The sequence below is a fragment of the Peristeroidobacter soli genome, assembly GCF_004138485.1.
Classification (GTDB): domain Bacteria; phylum Pseudomonadota; class Gammaproteobacteria; order Steroidobacterales; family Steroidobacteraceae; genus Steroidobacter; species Steroidobacter soli.
The window spans coordinates 697001-715947 of record NZ_RYEV01000005.1 but is presented as its reverse complement, the minus strand read 5'-3'; the positions used below and the strand labels follow the sequence as shown (position 1 = coordinate 715947).

Sequence of the window (18947 nt, the reverse complement as noted above, 5' to 3'; positions counted from 1 at the left end):
ATCATTCTCTGGACAGCGCCTGTACCGGATCCAGATACGACGCATTGCGAGCCGGCAGATAGCCGAAGATGAGACCGATGCCGGTCGAACAGACGAACGCGGCGACGATCGCACCGAGCGAATACACCACCTGGAACTGCGAGACGAATCGATCGATCACCTCGCCCGCCGCCAGCGCCAGCGTCACGCCCAGCACGCCACCGAGCAGACAGACCAGAATGGCTTCGATCAGGAATTGCGACAGGATGTCCCGGCGGGGCGCGCCCACCGCCATGCGCACGCCGATCTCGCTCGTTCTTTCACTGACGGACACCAGCATGATGTTCATCACCCCGATACCGCCGACCACCAGCGAGATCACGGCGATGGCCGAGATCAGCAACGACATGGTCTTGGCGGTGGACTCCATAGTGCGACGGACGGTGTCGCTGTTCTCGATGCGGAAGTCGTTCGCGCCACGACGCATCGCCATCAAGCGAGTGATCGCCGCTTCGCCCGCCGCCGTCGAGACGCCGTCGCCGATCTTGACGATGATGCTGCGTAGCCGGGTTCGTCCGGTCATGCGACCGCGCACCGTCGAATGCGGCGCGAACACGACCAGGTTTTCTGCGTTCCTGATCGTTGGGTTGTCCTCGGCCACCCCCACGACCCGCACCGGCAATGTTCCCAACAGGATGATCTGGCCGATGGGATCTTCGCCCTGAACGAACAGGGTCTTGCGGGCCCGTTGATCGATGACCACGTCCTGCGCACGCCGGTACACGCTCGCCTCGTTGAAGCCGGTGCCCTCGGCGAACTTGATTCCCATGACGTCGAAGTACTGTTCGCTCACGCCCATGATCGATGCGGTGGCGGCGATGTTACGAAAACGAGCGGTCGCACCCAGCTCGACCTTCGGCGACGCTGCCGCGATGTACGGCTCACGTGCCAGCGCGTCGGAGTCCGCTGGCTGCAGCCCCGCCGTTTGCGCGGCTCGCGGGTCGCCCCAGTTACGACCCACCCACACCTCGACGGTATTGGTCCCCATATAACTGATGTCGGCGAGGACCTTCTGGCGTGAGCCCTCACCGATGGCGACGACCGTCACCACGGACGCAATGCCGATGATGATGCCGAGCATGGTCAGGAACGTTCGCAGTCGCTGCGCCTTCATGGCCAGCAGCGCGATACGAAACGCTTCGGTGAACAACTCCGCACGCACGCGCATGCCGCTCAACGCCCGTTGAGCCACGGCCGCCCGAGGCCGGGCGGCTGCGGCCGTTCGCACATCGCTCACCACGACGCCGTCGGCAATCTCGATGATGCGATCCGCATGTTCCGCGACGTGACGATCGTGGGTCACGAGGATGATGGTGCTGCCGTCCGCATGCAGCTCGCGCAGAATCTTCATCACCTCCTCGCCGCTGCGACTGTCGAGTGCACCGGTCGGCTCGTCAGCGAGAATGATGTTGCCGCCATTCATCAATGCGCGCGCGATGGAAACGCGTTGTTGCTGGCCGCCGGAGAGTTGCCCTGGGCGATGACCGAGTCGCTCCGACAGCCCGAGACGACCCAGCAGCGCGGCGGCTCGATTGTGACGATCGGGCCTGCTGACACCCGCGTAGATCGCCGGCATTTCGACATTGCTTTGAGCCGACAGATGACCGAGCAAGTGATATCGCTGGAACACGAAGCCGAAACGCTCGCGACGCAAAGCTGCGAGCTCGTCCGCGGACATGTCGCTCGTATCCCGGCCCGCGACCCGATAGCTGCCGCGCGTGGGCCGATCGAGACAGCCGAGGATGTTCATCAACGTCGATTTGCCAGAGCCGGACGCGCCTATGATCGCGACCATCTCGCCGGCGGCGATCGACAAGTTGATGTCGCGCAATACCGCGACCGTTTCGTCGCCAGCGGCAAACTCCCGCCAGAGATTTTTCACCTCGATCAGCGGTGCCTCGCCGGAGCTCATCACCTCGCTCTCCCGCTGGGCGCGGCACCTGCAGAGTCGCCGACGACGACGTGCTCTCCAGGCTGCAAGCCTTCGAGGACCTGCGCTGAGATGTTGTTGTTCAATCCGACCTTGATCTCTTTGGATACCGCCCGGCCGGTGCCATCCAGCACCCGGATCTTGTACAGACCCGAGGGGGTTTTCTTGCCGAGCGCCGTCGCGGGAATCACCAATGCGCCGGGAGCTTCTTCCAGCACGATCGACACCTGAGCCGTCATCGAAGGCCGCAGCTCGCCGTCCGGATTCGGCATTTCAAACAATCCGTTGTAGTACACGGCGCTCGCGGTCGCCGCGGTCTGGGCCGCACTCGCGCTGGACGATCCCGCAGCCTGGCTGGCAATGGCGGCGGGCGCCGGCTCGACCGTTCGCAGTGTCGAGCGGAACCGTTTGTCAGGTTCGCCCAAGGTGGTGAAATAAACTTTCTGTCCGGTGCGCACCCTCGTCACGTCGGCTTCGGAGATTTCCGCCTTGACGCGCATGACATCCAGCTTCGCGATCATGACGATGGTCGGCGCCGACTGGTTCGCATTGACGGTGCGTCCCTCTTCCGTCACGACCGCCACCACGACGCCACTGATGGGCGCGGTGATGCGCGTGTAGCCGAGATCGACCTTGGCAATATCGACGGTGATCTCGGCCTGCCGGATTTGAGCGTCGAGCGCGTGAATTTCGGCGCGCGTCGTTTCGAGTGCCGCTTCGGCCGCCTCGAACTCTTCGCGCGGCGTGGCATCGGCCGCCAGCATGTTGGTCTGACGCTCGTAAACGAGCTCGGCCTGCTTGAGTGCCGCGAGCCGCGCCAGCCGCTGCGCCCGAACATTGCCGAGCGCCGCTTCCGCATTACGCAACTTGTTCTGTTGAGGCAGAGAATCGATCTGGCCGATGAGCTGACCGGCTTCGACCCGATCGCCCACTTTGACCTCGAGCTTGCGCAACTGGCCCGACACCTGCGCGCCGACGTTGACCAGCTTGATCGGCTCGATGAGGCCGCTGGCGAGGATGGTGAGCTCCAGGTCCTCGACGCGGGCTTCGGCGGTGATGTACGCCGACTCCGTCGTGCTCGCGAACAGCTTGGAACCGCCGTATCCGAGCGCGCCCAAAGCGGCCAACGCGGCGAGGCTGACGAACACGGGGCGCATGAGTGACTTAGACATGGACGCTATATGCCACGCCCCGGCTGCAAGGTACGTAAGGCCAGTGAAAATGGAGTGTAAGCATTTCGCAAACACGCCAGATTCACTGGCCGCTTGGTCACTGCGAGCGGCGCAGTTCGGTCCAGTAAGGCAGCGAGTAGATCCAAAACTGGCGCGACTTGTCCTCTGCGCTGGCGCGGACATAGCCATTCAGCACGCCATCGCGCAATTGCAAGGCCACGTCGACGGTGTGCGGACTACGCCGCGTATCGGAGGTCTCGATCAAGGCCGGCGCTACCCCCGACAGCAAGCCGTTACGAAACGCCGCCTGGCTGAGCAACGTCGGCAACTGATCGGCGATCTGCAGATGAATGTCGCCCGAGGCGAGGATCTGCAGCTTCATCGGCTGCGCGCCCTCGTGCGTCTGGATGTTTCCGCTCCAGTCGCCGAGCAGGCTCGAATCCGGCTTGAGCGGCTCGTCCGGGGCCGCGTCGCGAACGTTCAGATCCGTGCCGACCTCGCGCCACTGCGGCAGCAGTGCCTTGAAGATCGCGAGACTGATCGGCCCGAACCCAATGTCATTGGCGTTGGCCAACAACACCACGCCCACTCGCTTTTCGGGAATCATGTTGAAGAACGTTTTGACGCCGTTACTCGAACCGCCGTGGCCCTGCACGGTGTAGCCGCCTTTGGCCTGCACCTGCCAACCGAACGCGTAGCCGTTGCCGGGGCGAACCATGATCGGCGCACGCATCATCTCATCGATGGACGCATTGCTCAGGATCGCTTTCTGATCGCGCTGACGGTCCTTCATGATGAACAGCCCGAAACGCGCCAGATCGTGCGCACTGGAATACACCGACGCGGAGCCCGGCTCGGTGTGATTGTAGAACGGGATCGGATCGCCAAGCCGGTCGTAGCGCACGGCGGCGTGCTTTTCCAGGCCTGGACCGATGTCCACCGAGGTGTGCGTCAACCCCAACGGAATGAACACCTCCTGGCGCAGATAGTCCGCATAGCTCCTGCCAGAGACGTGTGCGATCAAATAATCGAGCACACCGTAGCCCACGTTCGAATATTCGAAACGCTCACCCGGCGGCTTCATGATCTGCGCGTAACGCTGTAACGCCAGCACCTGCGGCGGCATGTGGCTCAGCTCCTCCGTTCCGAAGAACGTCTGCCCCGCTCCAGGAATACCCGACGTGTGATTGCCGACCCGGCGCACCGTGGCCTGGTTGCCATCGCCGATACGCACGGTCAGCTGCGCCTCGCCTAGATAATCATTGACGGGTCGATCCAGATCGACCTTGCCCGCCTGCACCAGGGTCATCAGTCCCGTCGAGGTGAAGGACTTGGAGAGCGAGGCCAGCGAATACATCGTGTGCTCGGTCGCGGGCACACGGTTCTCTCGATCCGCCCAGCCGAAGCCTTCTTCCCAAACGATCTTGCCATCCTGCACGACCGCGACGGCGATCGATGGAATGTTCTTCTCGGTGATCTGCTCTTGAATCAGCGCGCGCGCCGCGCTGAAGCGATCTGAGCTGGCCCACGCAGGTACGGCACTCAATGAAATGGCAACGCAAATCCCTGCGCGCAACAGTTGTCGCATGATTGACCTCCAGGCCTGAAAAAAATTAGTGGGTGACCCGTCGCAGCCGCACGCCGACGGTGTCCAGAATCAGTTGAGTGGGCTGGCCCTTCGCATCGCGCACGAACGACACGAGGGTGGGACGGAAGCTGTCCGAGTCGAAATGATCGGCAGTGACCTGTGTCAGCAGGATTGGATCCACGAGCCACTGCGAGCGCGCGACCAGCCGGCCGTTCTCGACGCCGATGGTGTACGTGATATCCAGCTCATCGCTGCGATAGTCGCCCGCAAGCCGGGCCAGCTCCGCCGCACTGCTCGTCACTCGCGCGACGCGTTCGAATCGGTCGCTGGGCAAGCCAGAAACCTGCACACGTTCGAGTGCCACCACTGCGCCGCTGGCTGCACGAACGGCGCGGAAGGAATATCGTCGGCGCGGACCTACGTCGAAGCTGCCGTCGGCACGAAACACCACCTCGAAGACTTCGCTCGAATAACGCTCTCGCCCCACCAGACGGTCACCTTTGCGCTCGAGCGTGACCGACCTGTTAGCAGGATGCAGATAGGTTCCCACCAGCGCCTCGAGCTGAGCGAACGCAGGCGGCGCGACGATGGCAGGCACGGTGCTCGCCGGTGACTCGTTCGGCGGCAAATAAAGATCGGCGATGGCTGCGATCCGTTTTGGCAGATCAATGCCCGTATTCGCCAGGATCGTGATCGCGAAGTCATGCTCGGGGTAGTACACGAAGTACGTAAGGAACATCGCGTCCGAGCCGCTGTGGCCAATGGCGCGACGGCCGCCCACGGACGGCTCGAACTCAGGCAGCTCGAACAGGCCGAAGCCATAGTGGGTCGGCGTGCCGTCGTTCAATGTCCCGCCGCGGCTGACCTGATCGATCAACGCGGCATCGCCGACTCGCGGCTTGCTGAAATTGCCGGCCCACAGCGCGAGATCTTCGACGGTGGTGGTCAGATTGGAGGCGCCGACCATTTCGAGATTCAGCAGATAGCGCAGCCACGGCCCGTCTCCCTCTCGATAGTAGGAGTGCGCGCGCCCGGGCACTACCTCCCGCACGTCATCGTAAAAGAACGTGTGCTTCATGCCGAGCGGCGTAAATATGCGCTCGGTGGTGAATTGGCGCAGCGTTTTACCCGTCACCGAGCGCACGATCTCCGCGAGCAAGGTGTAGCCGGTGTTGGAGTACTTGAAGCGCGTTCCCGGCGCAAACTCGAGCGCCTGCTGCCGCTTGACCATCTGGATGACCTGCTCCTGGCGCAGCACGTCGCGTATGTCGCGACCGCCGAGCATGAACAATGTCATCTGATCGCGCAGGCCGCTGGTGTGCTGAATCAGCTGCCGGGTGGTGATCTTCACGCCAAGATCGGGAAAGTAAGGCAGATAGGTGCGCACGTCGGCATCGAGATCGACCTTGCCCTCGCGAGCGAGCAGCGCGATGGCGAACGCCGCGAACTGCTTGGACATGCTCGCCACGTGAAACGGTGTCCGCGGCGTGATGGGCGCGCCGGACTCCAGATCGGCGAGCCCATAGCCCTTCGCGAAGATCACGCGACCGCCTCGATAGATGCCCACCGCAGCGCCGGGACTGCCCGGCGCCGCGAGCTCGGCAAACAAAGCGTCGACCGACGCTTCCTTGTTCCGATCGGTTGTCGATGCCTGCGCGATGCCGCTCGCAACCAGCACCAGCAGGAGAGCGAATAAACGTTGCATGGCTGACCCGCGAATCACATTCTGAAGTTGATTCGTGCCAGCACGTTACGCGGCAGATCCAGCTCCACCAGATTGGGACCGGAGCCCGAGAACACATCCTCATCGGTGACATTGTTCAGCAGCAGGCTGAAATCCGTCCGTTCGCTGAATGTGTAATAGACACCGAGGTCGATACGCGTATAGCTCGGCAGCAGCAGCATGTTGCCATCGTCGATGTAGCGATCGGCAACGTAGTTGGCCGCGGCCGAGAAGCCGAGCCCCGCCAGCACCCCGGACTGCAGATCGTAGCGAGTCATCAGCGACACCGTGTCGCCAGGCGCATGACTGAGCCGATTGCCATCGAGGGCCGGGCTGTTGCTCTCCACCTCTGTGTCGGAGTAAGCATACGACGCGTACATCGACCAGTTGGGACGCAGATATCCCTGCACCGAAACTTCAGCGCCCTGCGATGTGACTTTTCCGAGCGGCACCTGGAAGCCCGGATTGGCCAGATCCACGGTGAGCACGTTGGGCTTCTCGACCTGGAACAGCGCGACGCTGCCGTTCAACCCGCTGCGGCCGATATCGAACTTGGTGCCCAACTCATATTGCACGCTGCGCTCCGGCGCGAACGCAGCGCCACTCCCCGTGGTCCCTCCGCGCGGCATGAACGACTTCGACTGGTTGGCGAAGATCGAAATGCTGTCGCTCACGTCATAGAGCACGCCGAACAGCGTCGGCCAGGCAGACTGATCCACTTTCGTCGGCCGCTGCGGCGTACCGCCGGCCGGAGTGAAAGTATTCGACGTGCGGATCTTCGCATAGCGCACGCCGCCGATCAGATGCAGGCGCTCGAACAGAGAAACGCGATCCTGCAGGAACACGCCCTGAGTCTCGCTTTCCAGCAGTGAGCCGTTCAGCAGCAGCGGATTCGGCAAGGTCGCGGTGTAGGTTGGATCGAAGATATCCACCGACGTGGTGAAGAACCCGCCGCGGCCGTCTCTGAAATCGTCGCGCTCCGAGACATACTCGCCGCCGATCGAGAATTTGTGCTGCAACGGACCGGTCGCGAACTCGCCCGACAGGTCCATGTGATAGGCGTAGTCGTCGCTCCGGGAATCCCGGGCGATGAAGAAATACCGGCGCAGCGTGCGATAGTCGTTGTTCAGAAAGCCCTGCGACAACATGTTGCCGTCGTTCTGGTCCCCGTAGGTGTACGAGACAGCGGCGCGCCCGTGCAGAGTGTCGGTGAACCGATGCGTTAGCTGAGCCGCGACCCGACCCGATTTGCGATCCATGCCGACGCCCGGCTCATCCGGATCGGCGATGAAGAACGATCGGCTGTAGTTGCCGTACGGATTCGGCGTGATCAGCCCTGCGGCTGGCGTGCCGATATAAGCACCCGCTGGCGCGCGCTCACGGGAATACTGAGCTTCGGCGAGCAGCTGAGTCCGCTCGCCCAGATCGAACGCAACCACCGGCGCCACGAACACTTTGTTGCTCGACCAGGAGTCGAGGAAGGATTCGCGATCCTGATACGCGAAGTTCAGTCGGGCGCGCGCCTGCTCAGAAATCGGGCCGCCGACATCGGCGGTCACACGGTAATTGTCGTAGCTGCCGAGCCCCGCGCCGAACTCCCAATGAAATCGATCCAGCGGCTGCTTGGTCACCAGATTCACGACCGCGCCCGGCTCCATCGAGCCGTACAGCACCGATGCCGGTCCCATCAACACTTCGACGCGCTCCACGCCTTGCATGTCGAGCGGCTGAATCATCGTGTTTCTGCTGGTGCCGTTGAGCGTTTGCGCGGCGTAGAAGCCGCGAATGTTGAACTCCTGAGGCAGGTAGCCCATCTGGGTGCGGCGGTTGGTCGCCGAAGGCACGAAGCGCAGCACGTTGAACAGATCGGTTGCGCCGGTGTTCTCGAGAAACACCTTGTCGAACACCATCACGCTCTGAGGCACTTCCCGCACCGTCTCCGCCTCGGTGCGCCCGAAGACCGTGACCACTTCCAGGCGCACCTCATCGACGCTCTCATGCGACGCAACGCTCTGGGTCGATGCGCTCGAGACTTCAGACGATTGCGTGAAGCTGATCGCGCGCTGGGCGGGTGCGCTCGTGTCCTTGGGGTCCGCGACGAACACTCGAATCGTCTGTTCGTTGATCAGCTCGAATCCCAGCCCCGTTCCCATGAGCAGCCGCGCGAGCGCCTCGCGTGCGGGCAATTCGCCTTCGACGCCCGGACTGCGTCGGCCCCGAACCTCCGAGCCTACTGATACGACCTGCACCTTGGCCTGATCGGAGAACGCGAGCAGCGCCGAGGCCACCGACTGCGGTTGAATCGACAACCTGGCAACCGTATTGAGCGCATTGGCAAGCGCGGAACCCGATGATGTGAGCAAGCCGGCTGCGAGGACTCCGAGCACGGCACGACGAAGACGCATATTCCACTCCCCTTTCTAAATGTTGTCCGATGCCAAGAAAGACGTGCGGACAACCCGAGGCGGAAATGTCACTCGCGAGGTTCGATCACCACGGCTTCGTTACTCACGCGGATGCTCACAGGAAATGAGCGCTCGATGGCGATCAGCCACTCATCGAGTCGATCCGGTTGGAACGTTCCGGTATAGAAGTGCTGATGCAGATCGACGTTGCGCACCTCGATGTGGCGCGGCGAATAACGATTGACGTTGGCGATCACGGCGTCGAGCGGATCGTCCGAGAACTCCAGCTTCTGTTCGCGCCAGGCCAGCGCGCGTTGCGCATCCTGACCTCGTGTGACCACACTCAAGCGATTCGATGCTGGATCGTAGGTCGCCTGTTGCCCCGCCGAGATCATCGGATGATCGCCTGCGCTGCGACCGGAACGCGCGATCTGCACCTTGCCTTCAGTCACGGTCACCGTCACGCGCTCACCCGTCTTGCGCACGTTGAACGCTGTGCCGACGGCACGAATCGAGATCGAGCCCGACTGCACGATGAAGGCTCGCGGGCCGCGCTCGTGATGGACTTCGAAGAACGCCTCACCCTCCTTCAAGCGAACATCCCGCACGGTTTCGCTATACACGGCCTCGATCGAGGTCGCGCCGCCGAGCGACACCTTCGAGCCGTCGGGCAGCGGCGCCTGACCGATTCCGGCGACCGGGGTCGAGAAAGCCATCGTCGCTCGCGGCGCCTCCGGCTGCAGTCGCCACATCGAGACTGCTGTAACGGTCAAGAGCACGAGCGCCGCTGCGGCGTACCACTTCACGCGCGAGACCCGGCGATGCCCGTTCGTGCGCTGCTCCCCCGTCGCTCGCAGACGTTGAGTCAACTCCTGAATCCGCTGATAGGCCTCGCGATTGTCGGCGTCCGCCTCGATCCATTCGAGCCAGTCCGAGACCTCCTCCGGCGACACGTTCGGCTCCTGCAAGCGCGCCCACCATTGCGACGCCGCCTCCAGGCGTTCCTGTTCCAGCGGGTAAAGCGGTACTCCATTCATGACGATGTTCCTTCTTCATCGAGGCGCGCCCGACAATGGGCCAGGGCCCGGGCAAGGTAGTAGCGCACCATCCGATCGGTAAGGCCCCATTCCGCGGCGATGGTCGCCACGCTCTCTCCAGTCAGAAAATGCCGGGTCAGCGCTTCGCGCATTTTTTCGGGCAGCTCGGCCAGCGCGCTGGTCAACGTCACTTGCTCGGCCGCATCCAGCGCCTCTTGCTCCGGCGAGCGTCGCTGAAACCACTCGGCGAACAGTTCGCGCGTGGGAGCTTTTGCGCGCACGGTTCGGTGGCGCAGACGATCCATGGCGAGATTGGTGGCGATCCGGAACAGGTAGGCCCGATGAAAGCCGATCGCATCCGGGCGCTCGAGCTGGAGCAGCCGTACGTACGCCTCCTGCGCCACCTCCCGCGCCTCCGCCTCCGAATTCAGCCGCGTGACCAGGAACGTAATCAGCGCCCGATTGTGGTCTCGGAACAACTGCTCGATGAGCTTGGCGCGGTCCTGGCTCGCACTGGCTGGCGATGGTTCGGTGTTATGGCCCAATTCTGGTGTCGGATCCGGCGAGGTCGGCATCGGCTGGAATTCGCCCCATGGTGACAAGATAGACGAGCGGGAACAACCGTTCGGAAATGCCGATCGCCATTTTCCGCGCCGTCAGTCCTCGACACTCATGGTCCGCTGATACGCCGGGCCGTCGTAATCCGGCACCTTGACGCCCGTGGGCGGCGTTGCGTGCAGCAGGTGCTGGGCGAAGTAATCCCACGATTTGCGGATCATGTAGCCGTCCTGCCAGAGATCCTTGTGATTGCGGGTCGGGTGGATGAACAGGTCGAAGTCCTTGTTTTCCCGGATCAATGCATCGGCCAGTTGCAGCGTCAACGCCATGTGCACGTCGTCGTCGTTGGCACCGTGGGCCAGCAGCAGCTTGCCCTTCAGGTTCGCCGCCAGCTCCATGTTGGACTGCTTGTCGTAGCTCTCGGGATATTCCTGCGGCCGGCCGTACCAGCGGTTGTGCCCCGACACGAACAAGTAGTTGTCGTGGCTGCCCGCCGTGGCGACGCCGACTTTGAAGAACTCAGGGAACTGCAGGAGCGCCCGCGCCGCGCGATAGCCACCCCAGGAGTGACCGTAAATGCCGGCACGCTCGATGTCGATGAAGCCGTAGCGCTCGGCCAGTTGCTTCATGGCGGCGATGTGATCTTCCAGAATCGCTTGCGAGGCAACGCCGGTGCCGAAACCAATGTCCTGCATCGACTGCCGCCGCAACGGCGTCGCCCGACCGTCGAAGTGCATCACCGCGAAGCCGACCTGCGCCAGCGCCATTGCATTCCAGCGATCCTTCAAGAATTCGCGCGGGGCCACCAGCGTCTGAGTGCCGGAATACTGCGCGTCGATGATCGGATACGAGCGCTGCTTGTCGAAGTCGAACGGCAGGAACAGCACGCCATACAGATCCGTCTCGTTATCCGCCGCCTTCACCTTGAAACGAATCGGTGGCGTCCATCCCAGCTTCACCAGCCGGCTCACATCCGCACGCAACAGCTCCTTTACTTCAGTGCCATCGCTCGCACGCAGCACGTGCACAGGCGCCTCGGTCACGGTGGAGTAGCTATCGACGAAGTAGCGACCGTCCGGAGAGAACTGGACGTTGTGTTGAGCATTCTCCGGCGTCAGCAATGTCAGCTCGCTGCCGTCGAGACGCACGCGATACAGGTGCGAGTAGTACGGATCGCGATCCGCCTCGCGGCCGCCCGCGGTGAAATAAACCCAGCCGCCGGCAGAATCCACGCGCTTCACTTCGTGCACGGCCCACTCGCCTTGCGTGATGGCGTTCTTCAGCTGGCCGGTGGCCGCATCGTAGAGATACAGATGCCCCCAGTCGCTGCGCTCCGAGTACAGAACGATCTGCTCCCCGTTGCCGACCAGATAGAAACGTTTTGCCTCGTCGACATCCGGGCGGAACGGCAGCTTCGCGGCATCGCTGGCGACCGCGCGCGCCTTGCCGGTAACCACATCCGCTTCGTAAACCGTGATGGAACGGTAATCGAGCGACTCGGGCGCCGCGAATACTTTGGTGCCATCCGGACTCCAGCGCAGTCCACCTTCCGGCGTCGGCTCGAAGGCGACGCGCGGCTTGGGAATCTGCAGATTGGTGCGCTTACCGGTGCGCATGTCGAACACCATCAGCTCACCCAGCTGAATCTTCTCGCTGTCGGGCCAGGCGGTGTTCTGATAGTGCACGTACGGAACCTGATGCTTCGCGCCGGGCACGATGCTGACCACGAACGGCAGCTTGTACAGACCGCGCTCGTCGACTCGATAGGTCAGGAATTTGTGGCCGTCCGGCGACCACACCCCGAACGCGAGCAGCGGATCGTTGGCCAGGCGCTTCGACAGCGAGCGCAGATCGGAGTGTGGCACCAGGCCATACGCGTAGTCCGGCTCCGCGTCGGTGGTGAGTTGCGTCTGTTTGCCAGTGGCGATCTCGATCCGATACAGATTGCCGTCGATGACTCGCACGCCCCACAGACCGTTGCGAGACACGACCACATCACGCGGCACCTCGGCCGACGTCTTCTTGGTCTCCGGCGGTTGCTCCGAGCGCAACAGCTCGCCGCCGTTGCTCAGATCAACCTGTACATACTCGGTCCGACCGTTGTTCGTCGTTTGGAACCGCAGACTCTGGCCGTCTACGCTCCACTCGGGTTGGACGGTCAATCCATCGACGTATTGTCTTATCCGCCACGGCAAGTACGCCGAGGCGTGCTCGTAGCGACTGGCGAGTTCGGTAGTGGCCGGCTGCTCCTGCCTGGCACAGCCCACCAACATAAAACCTGCAGTGGCGGCCAACGAGGCCGCCACGATCCGAGCTGATGACATTCGGCGGACTCCCGGGAACTAACGCGGAATCACGGGCAACGTGATGTGCGACGGATACTGACGCGAGTGATGAATGGTCTGCGTCGCCGTGCGCAACTCCGCATCCTCGCCAAACTTGTGGCCGGTGTTGGGATTGCGGTCGTACTTCGGAAAGTTGCTGCTGGAAAGATCCACGCGAATCTGGTGGCCCTTCTTGAACACATTGCTGGTGGCCCACAGGTCGATCTTGTATTCGTAGACCTTGCCCGGCTCGATCAGCGCCGGACGTTCCAACGATTCGCGATAACGCGCGCGGATGACGCCGTCCGCCAGGTTGTAGGCCTTGCCGTCGGGATGCACATCGACCAGCTTCGCGGTGAAGTCAGTGTCCGGCGCACTCGAAGCGGCGTACAGCGTCACGGAGATATTGCCGGTCACTTCAGTGTCCTGAGTCAGCGGTGCAGTCGTGAATACCAGCACGTCATCGCGCCTGGACACTTCACCCTGCTCCGCCGGACCTGCGCCGAGGCTCACCGGCAACAGGTTGCCGCCTTTGGTCGGCACGGGATTGGCCGGATCGTATATATAAGTGTTGGTCCCGCCGCCCGAAGGCGCTTTGGTGACGAGCTGACCATCGCCGGACGCCGTGTTCGCCTTGCCCGCACTCTGCAGGTAGTACTTGGTGTAACGCGTGCGTGCGAGCGGCCACTCCTGCTCGTCGCGCCAGCGGTTCTCGCCCATCACGAAGATGCGAACCGGCGCCTCCTGCATGACGCCGTTGTCCTCGCCCTTCAACCAATGGTCGTACCAGCGGCGCTCCAGCGCATTGAAATCCACCTGAGCATCGGGGCCGAAATCCAGCGCCGCGCCGTTCATCGGACGACCCGCGAAATGATTCCAGGGACCGACGAGCAGCTTCTGGCCGCGTCGTGCCCGGTCGCTGTACGCGCCTTTGCTCATCGACGTGTAGCTCGCGAGCGTGCCGCGCAGGAACGCGTCGTACCAACCGCCCATGTTGAACGACGGCACGTCGATATCGTTCACGCGTGCTTCGACGTCGAACACTTTCCAATAGCTGTCATAGCTGGGATGCGCGATCCAGTCGCGCCAGTGCTGAGTGTTGTAGCCGAACGCCTGATCCATCGTCTTCAGCGGCAGATGCAGACGCATCTTGTCCCAGTCGAACCCGGACTGCGCCGTGCGCCCGGACATATAGAACGCCCAGTCGAGTCGCGACGCGAGCAGCAACGCGCCGCCCGAATACACCACGTCTTTATAGTAGTTGTAAGGCGTCACACGCGGCGCGATCGCGGTGAGCGAAGGCGCCCGCAGATGCGCCGGCAGCCATTGCACGGCGGCTCGATACGATTCGCCGATCATGCCCACCTTGCCGGACGACCACGACTGAGCACCGGCCCACTGCTGCGTGTCGTAACCGTCGTTGATTTCGTAAACGTAGGGGTAGTAACTGCCCTCGGAATCGTAACGACCGCGCACGTCCTGGCTGACGTACACATAACCGTGGTCGGTCCATTTGCGAGCCGAGGCAATCGACCCCGAGCCGTTACCATACGCGTCACGAAACAGGATCACCGGATAGCGCCCCGGCTTGGCCGGACGATAGATATCGGTGGAGAGTCGCGTGCCATCGCGCATCGGCACCATGACATTCATTTCCACCACGATGTCGCTCGCGGGCTCGGCGGCCAACGACACCGGACTCAGCGACAGCAGCGACACCGTCCACAGCACTCGCGCCGTGCGAGCAAAATTACCTGTCATCGAAGTCAATGTACCACCCACCCTGTTTATGACTTGCACCCACGAGATCGGCAGCCACGAGTGAGTGGCCGCATCGAAGCAAACACCGAAGTCAACTTTCCGCAGCGAGCGCCAGCCGCAACACCAGCTGAGCCCGGCAGCTGATGCCCAGCTTCTGGAAGATGGTGTTCATGTGGCATTCCACGGTCCGATTGGAAATATTGAGGGCGTCGGCGATTTGCTTGTTGCGCAGCCCCTGCCCCGCCAGATGAGCGATGCGTCGCTCGCTCGGAGTCAGCGGCTGCAGCCAGCTGTCGGCGGTGTCCGGTGTCCGCTGCGAGAGCACGACCATGTAGTGGGGAATGTGGCTGAGGCCGATCGCTCTCGAGTCCAGGCACGAGGTGATCATCACATCCACATCCGGCGTGCTCACCAGGCGGCTCATCCCGGCCCTTGGCGATACACCGGCGGCCAGACGATCCTGCACGACCGCGCTGATCCCGCCGGAAGTCGCTGCAAAGCCGATCTCGAACCGACTGCACAACGCCCGCGCTGCCGGCGTGCTGAACAGCGCTCGGCCCGAGGCATCCAGCATGATGACCGCAGGCATGTCGACGAGATCGCGCCGTGCGGTCCACGTTGCCGGCGGGCTTGGGCCGAATGGTGCCTTCTGCTGCATGAGTCCTATATGCCAGCCCGCGCCCGAGGGTTGGGTAAGGTCGGTGAAAAGAGACTGTAAGCATTTCGAAAACGCACCTGACGGCCCGCCCCGATTGGGGCATAGTGAGGTGTGTCATGACCCAGCCCACCAGCCAGCGCGTTCTGCTGATCGACGACGATGCCGAGCTCAGCCGGATGCTCAAGCAATATCTGGCCGGCGAAGGCTTTGAAATGAGTGCGGCCGCCGACGGCGAGGAAGGCGTGCAAGCCGCGTTGTCGGGCCGTTTCGATGCGGTGCTGCTGGACGTGATGATGCCCCGGATGAATGGCATCGAAGCCCTGCGCCGTATCCGTCGCGTCAGCGACGTACCCGTGATCATGCTGACGGCGCGTGGCGAAGGCCTGGATCGGGTCGCCGGGCTGGAAACAGGCGCCGACGACTACATCGCCAAGCCGTACTACCCTCTGGAACTGGTTGCGCGCCTGCGCGCCGTCCTGCGACGGCTGCCAAAAACGATCCGTCCCGAGCAGCCGTCGACTTTGCAACTGGGCAATCTCGAGCTCTCGGTCTCGCAGCGTCGCGTACTGGTCGGCGCAGCGACGCTCGTCGATCTCACCGCCACCGAGTTCAACGTGCTCGAAGCGCTGCTGCGTACCGGCGACGCCGTCCTGTCCAAGGACGACCTGTCGATGCAGGCGCTGGGCCGCAAGCGCGAACCCTATGACCGCAGCATCGACGTGCACGTCAGTAACATTCGTCAGAAGCTCACCGCCGCAGGCGCGACGGTACAGATCGAAACCGTGCGAGGCATCGGCTATCGAATCGGGCCGTCATGAAAAGCCCGCTGTTCTGGAAAATCATGTTCGGTTTCTGGCTCGCGTTCATCGCCGTCAACCAGTTCGGCTGGCTGGTGATACGCATGTATTCGGAGCCGCGGCCGTCGTACTACCGTTCGTTGGCCGAGAAAATAGGGCCGGTGCAGCTCGGCGCCGTCAAGGCCGCCCTGGAGAGCGGCGGCCTGCGCGCGGTCGAGAGATTGCAGGCGACGTGGTCCGAAGATGTTCGCGACGCCGTCGAGATCCAGGCAATCGATCCCGAGGCGCGCGACATCGCACCCGAGCGCGGTTATTTGTGGAACACGGCGGTGGCGCGCAACGGCACGCACTATCGGCTCACTTACAAGCTGCCCCGCTGGAGCGCCGATTGGAGCCTGATCGAGGCGCTCAATCCCGACACCCGTTTGCTGGCCATGGGGATGGTCGGCGCTCTGTTGTTCAGCGGAGCGCTCGCCTTTTATCTCACCCGCCCGGTGCATCGGATTCGTACCGGCTTTGCGCGGCTGGCGGGGGGCGATCTGTCGACACGGCTGCTGCCATCGGTGGGGCGTCGTCGCGATGAGATCGCCGATCTGGCCAAGGACTTCGACACCATGGCCGAACGCCTGCAACAACTGGTGTTGATGCGCGATCAACTGCTGCACGACGTGAGCCACGAATTGCGCTCACCGCTCGCCCGACTCAATCAAGCGATCGCGCTGGTGCGCCAGGACCCGGCGAATACCGACCTGTCGTTGCAACGGATCGAAACCGAGATTCGCCGGCTCGACGAGCTGGTCGGCGAGCTGTTGTCGCTGGCGCGCGCCGAGAGCGGGGAATCCAGCGGCGACCAGTATTTCGACTTGCCCGAGCTGATCCAGACCGTGGTCGCCAACGTGAATTACGAAGCCCGCGCGCAAGGCGTCGTCGTGAATTTCAACAGCTCCGCCGCGCAGGAGGGCTTGGTCCGCGGCAATGTCGAGCTCATGCGACGCACGCTGGAAAACGTGCTTCGCAACGCGCTGCGCGTCTCGGCCGCCGGTCAGATCATCGATGTCGAGCTGTCCACGCCGGATCGGAACAGGACATTCCTGGTGAGCGTGACGGACACCGGGCCTGGCGTGCCCGACAGCAAGCTGGAAAAGATGTTCGAGCCGTTCGTGCGGCTGGGCGATGCCGGAGCAAACAAAGGCTACGGTCTCGGCCTCGCCATCGCCCGCCGCGGCATTCTCGCGCTCGGCGGCAACATCGAAGCCCGCAATCGCCAGCCTCGCGGGCTGGAAGTGCGAATCACTCTGCCGGTTCATTCACTCGGCGCCACGACCGGTTAGTCGCTCGGCACTCGAATGAACTGCCCCGGCAGCAACGGTGTATGCCGCGGCAGCCGTCTCGCGTGGCTGGCTTGCTCGAATGAATAGCCGAGCGAGAGCAACTTCGGTTCGGTGAACGCACCGCCCAGGAATGAAATGCCCACCGGCAGCTTGTCGCTGGTGAAACCCGCGGGCACCACCAGTTCCGGAAAGCCACTGAGAATGGACAGATACACAGCCGACGGACTGTCGCCGCTGCTGCCGCTGGCGCCGTTGATCAGCCACGGCCGGCGGCGCTGCGCCGGATAGACGATGGCATCGAGATTGTTTTTCTTCAGCGCGCCGTCGAGGATGGCGCGCACCATCGGCATGCCATGTTCTTTCACGGCGAGGTAAGCACTGTCGTCGAGATCGACTGCCGCGGCTTCTCGCTTGAAGGCAGCCCAGCGCCAGGGGCTCGGGCCCGCGCCATCTTCACCGAGCGAAACGTACTTCTTTGAGCGCGACATCAAATCGTCGAGCGTCTTCGGATACCCCGGCCCGGTCGTCGCCAGGTACTGCTCGATCTGCACGCGGAATTCCGGAAAGTGAATGGCGCGATCAAAGCCGCTGCCGAGGGTGAGCAGCCAGGACGGCAGGCTCACGTCCACCAGCGTCGCACCGGCGTCACGCAATGTTTGCAGCGACGCTTCCATGATCCAATCGACGTCGCCATCGGCACTCTTGAAATCGCGAGCCACGCCGATGCGCGCTCCCTTGAGCGCGGCGGCATCCAGATGTTTCTCATAGTCCGTGCGAAACAACCCTTCACTCGCCTGGGTCGCCGCATCGGCGGGATCGACTCCGGTCAGGGTCGAGAGCGCCGCCGCCACGTCATAAACGTTTCTTGCCATCGGGCCCGCCGTATCGAACGACAGCGCGAGCGGGATGATGCCGTCGCGACTCACCAGCCCCATCGTGGGCCGGATTCCAGCAATCCCGGTGAAAGCCGATGGCTCGCGGATCGAGCCGCTGGTATCGGTGCCCATGCCGAAGGTGGCGAATGCCGCTGCGATGGCGGCCGCAGTCCCGCCCGAGGAACCCGACGTGGAACGCGCTGGATCGTGCGGATTCAACGTCTGTCCAATCAACGAGCCGTGCGTATCGCCGTAAGCAAACTCGGCCATATTGACCTTACCGAGAATGATCGCGCCCGCCTCGCGCAGGCGTCGCACAGTGTACGCGTCATCGGGCGCCATCGATCCTCGCAACAGGATCGAACCGCCCGTCGTCGGCAGATCGAGGGTGTCGATGTTGTCTTTGATCAGCACCGGAATGCCGTGCAATGCCGAACGCGGCCCCTGCTTGCGACGCTCCGCATCCAGCGCGCGAGCAGTGTCGAGCGCTTTGGGATTCAGAACGATGACGCTGTTGAGCGCCGGTCCCTGCTTGTCGTAAGCAGAGATGCGCTTCAGATACATGCCTGTCAGCTGTTCGGCGCTGAGCGTGCGGGCATCGAAAGCGGCGTTGATGTCGGCCAAGGTCGCCGCATCCAGTGCAATGCTCTTGGTGCTCTTGGTCGCTTCGGCTTGACCGGTCAGCGCCGCGAACAGCGCAACGACCGCGAACAGCCGCCGCAGCGGCCGCGCACGTTGTTCCATCGGAC

At 63.0% G+C, this 18947-nt stretch carries 13 protein-coding genes; 2 read left to right on the top strand and 11 right to left on the bottom strand.

The window, feature by feature from the left end; genetic code table 11:
• Position 1 precedes the first annotated feature (1 nt).
• The 10 genes from EKO19_RS24595 to EKO19_RS24550 form a co-directional block, all read right to left on the bottom strand.
• A complete protein-coding gene (locus EKO19_RS24595) occupies positions 2-1951 on the bottom strand; it encodes a MacB family efflux pump subunit (protein WP_129779522.1) in 1950 nt (649 codons plus the stop codon).
• Positions 1951-3141: an efflux RND transporter periplasmic adaptor subunit gene (locus EKO19_RS24590; RefSeq protein WP_217705554.1), complete on the bottom strand. Its 1191-nt coding sequence runs from the start codon at positions 3139-3141 to the stop codon at positions 1951-1953. The genes EKO19_RS24595 and EKO19_RS24590 overlap by 1 nt, the downstream gene beginning before the upstream one ends.
• A gap of 97 nt (positions 3142-3238) precedes the next feature.
• The gene (locus tag EKO19_RS24585) at positions 3239-4729 is read right to left on the bottom strand and encodes a serine hydrolase domain-containing protein (protein ID WP_129779520.1); all 1491 of its coding nucleotides are present in this window, start codon (positions 4727-4729) and stop codon (positions 3239-3241) included.
• A gap of 25 nt (positions 4730-4754) precedes the next feature.
• Complete coding sequence (locus tag EKO19_RS24580; protein ID WP_129779518.1) at positions 4755-6434, bottom strand: serine hydrolase; 1680 nt, start codon at positions 6432-6434, stop codon at positions 4755-4757.
• 14 nt (positions 6435-6448) lie between these two features.
• On the bottom strand, positions 6449-8857 hold the full coding sequence (locus EKO19_RS24575; RefSeq protein ID WP_129779516.1) for a TonB-dependent siderophore receptor: 2409 nt from the start codon (positions 8855-8857) through the stop codon (positions 6449-6451).
• Between the two features lie 68 nt (positions 8858-8925).
• A complete protein-coding gene (locus EKO19_RS24570; protein WP_129779514.1) occupies positions 8926-9894 on the bottom strand; it encodes a FecR family protein in 969 nt (322 codons plus the stop codon).
• Positions 9891-10469: an RNA polymerase sigma factor gene (locus tag EKO19_RS24565; RefSeq protein WP_129779512.1), complete on the bottom strand. Its 579-nt coding sequence runs from the start codon at positions 10467-10469 to the stop codon at positions 9891-9893. Before EKO19_RS24565 ends, EKO19_RS24570 begins: the two co-directional genes overlap by 4 nt.
• Before the next feature lie 81 nt (positions 10470-10550).
• Complete coding sequence (locus tag EKO19_RS24560; protein WP_129779510.1) at positions 10551-12776, bottom strand: S9 family peptidase; 2226 nt, start codon at positions 12774-12776, stop codon at positions 10551-10553.
• Positions 12777-12794: 18 nt separating this feature from the next.
• The gene (locus EKO19_RS24555; RefSeq protein ID WP_129779508.1) at positions 12795-14537 is read right to left on the bottom strand and encodes a CocE/NonD family hydrolase; all 1743 of its coding nucleotides are present in this window, start codon (positions 14535-14537) and stop codon (positions 12795-12797) included.
• A 91-nt stretch (positions 14538-14628) separates the two neighbouring features.
• Complete coding sequence (locus tag EKO19_RS24550; protein WP_157995419.1) at positions 14629-15126, bottom strand: helix-turn-helix transcriptional regulator; 498 nt, start codon at positions 15124-15126, stop codon at positions 14629-14631.
• Positions 15127-15311: 185 nt separating this feature from the next.
• On the opposite strand from EKO19_RS24550, the gene EKO19_RS24545 reads away from it, so the two are divergent.
• Positions 15312-16013, top strand: a complete 702-nt coding sequence (locus EKO19_RS24545) for a response regulator transcription factor (protein WP_129779503.1) — start codon at positions 15312-15314, stop codon at positions 16011-16013.
• Positions 16010-17323 (top strand): HAMP domain-containing sensor histidine kinase, encoded by a 1314-nt coding sequence (locus tag EKO19_RS24540; protein ID WP_129779501.1) that lies wholly within the window; start codon positions 16010-16012, stop codon positions 17321-17323. Before EKO19_RS24545 ends, EKO19_RS24540 begins: the two co-directional genes overlap by 4 nt.
• On the opposite strand, the gene EKO19_RS24535 is transcribed toward EKO19_RS24540, so the two are convergent.
• Positions 17320-18942 (bottom strand): amidase family protein, encoded by a 1623-nt coding sequence (locus EKO19_RS24535; protein ID WP_129779499.1) that lies wholly within the window; start codon positions 18940-18942, stop codon positions 17320-17322. The genes EKO19_RS24540 and EKO19_RS24535 overlap by 4 nt on opposite strands.
• Positions 18943-18947 lie beyond the last annotated feature (5 nt).

Excerpts from the sequence above, each read along its gene's own strand:
- EKO19_RS24595 (WP_129779522.1), bottom strand. The coding sequence starts at position 1,951 with ATGAGCTCCGGCGAGGCACCGCTGATCGAGGTGAAAAATCTCTGGCGG.
- EKO19_RS24590 (WP_217705554.1), bottom strand. The coding sequence starts at position 3,141 with ATGTCTAAGTCACTCATGCGCCCCGTGTTCGTCAGCCTCGCCGCGTTG.
- EKO19_RS24585 (WP_129779520.1), bottom strand. The coding sequence starts at position 4,729 with ATGCGACAACTGTTGCGCGCAGGGATTTGCGTTGCCATTTCATTGAGT.
- EKO19_RS24580 (WP_129779518.1), bottom strand. The coding sequence starts at position 6,434 with ATGCAACGTTTATTCGCTCTCCTGCTGGTGCTGGTTGCGAGCGGCATC.
- EKO19_RS24575 (WP_129779516.1), bottom strand. The coding sequence starts at position 8,857 with ATGCGTCTTCGTCGTGCCGTGCTCGGAGTCCTCGCAGCCGGCTTGCTC.
- EKO19_RS24570 (WP_129779514.1), bottom strand. The coding sequence starts at position 9,894 with ATGAATGGAGTACCGCTTTACCCGCTGGAACAGGAACGCCTGGAGGCG.
- EKO19_RS24565 (WP_129779512.1), bottom strand. The coding sequence starts at position 10,469 with ATGCCGACCTCGCCGGATCCGACACCAGAATTGGGCCATAACACCGAA.
- EKO19_RS24560 (WP_129779510.1), bottom strand. The coding sequence starts at position 12,776 with ATGTCATCAGCTCGGATCGTGGCGGCCTCGTTGGCCGCCACTGCAGGT.
- EKO19_RS24555 (WP_129779508.1), bottom strand. The coding sequence starts at position 14,537 with ATGACAGGTAATTTTGCTCGCACGGCGCGAGTGCTGTGGACGGTGTCG.
- EKO19_RS24550 (WP_157995419.1), bottom strand. The coding sequence starts at position 15,126 with ATGCCTGCGGTCATCATGCTGGATGCCTCGGGCCGAGCGCTGTTCAGC.
- EKO19_RS24545 (WP_129779503.1), top strand. The coding sequence starts at position 15,312 with ATGACCCAGCCCACCAGCCAGCGCGTTCTGCTGATCGACGACGATGCC.
- EKO19_RS24540 (WP_129779501.1), top strand. The coding sequence starts at position 16,010 with ATGAAAAGCCCGCTGTTCTGGAAAATCATGTTCGGTTTCTGGCTCGCG.
- EKO19_RS24535 (WP_129779499.1), bottom strand. The coding sequence starts at position 18,942 with ATGGAACAACGTGCGCGGCCGCTGCGGCGGCTGTTCGCGGTCGTTGCG.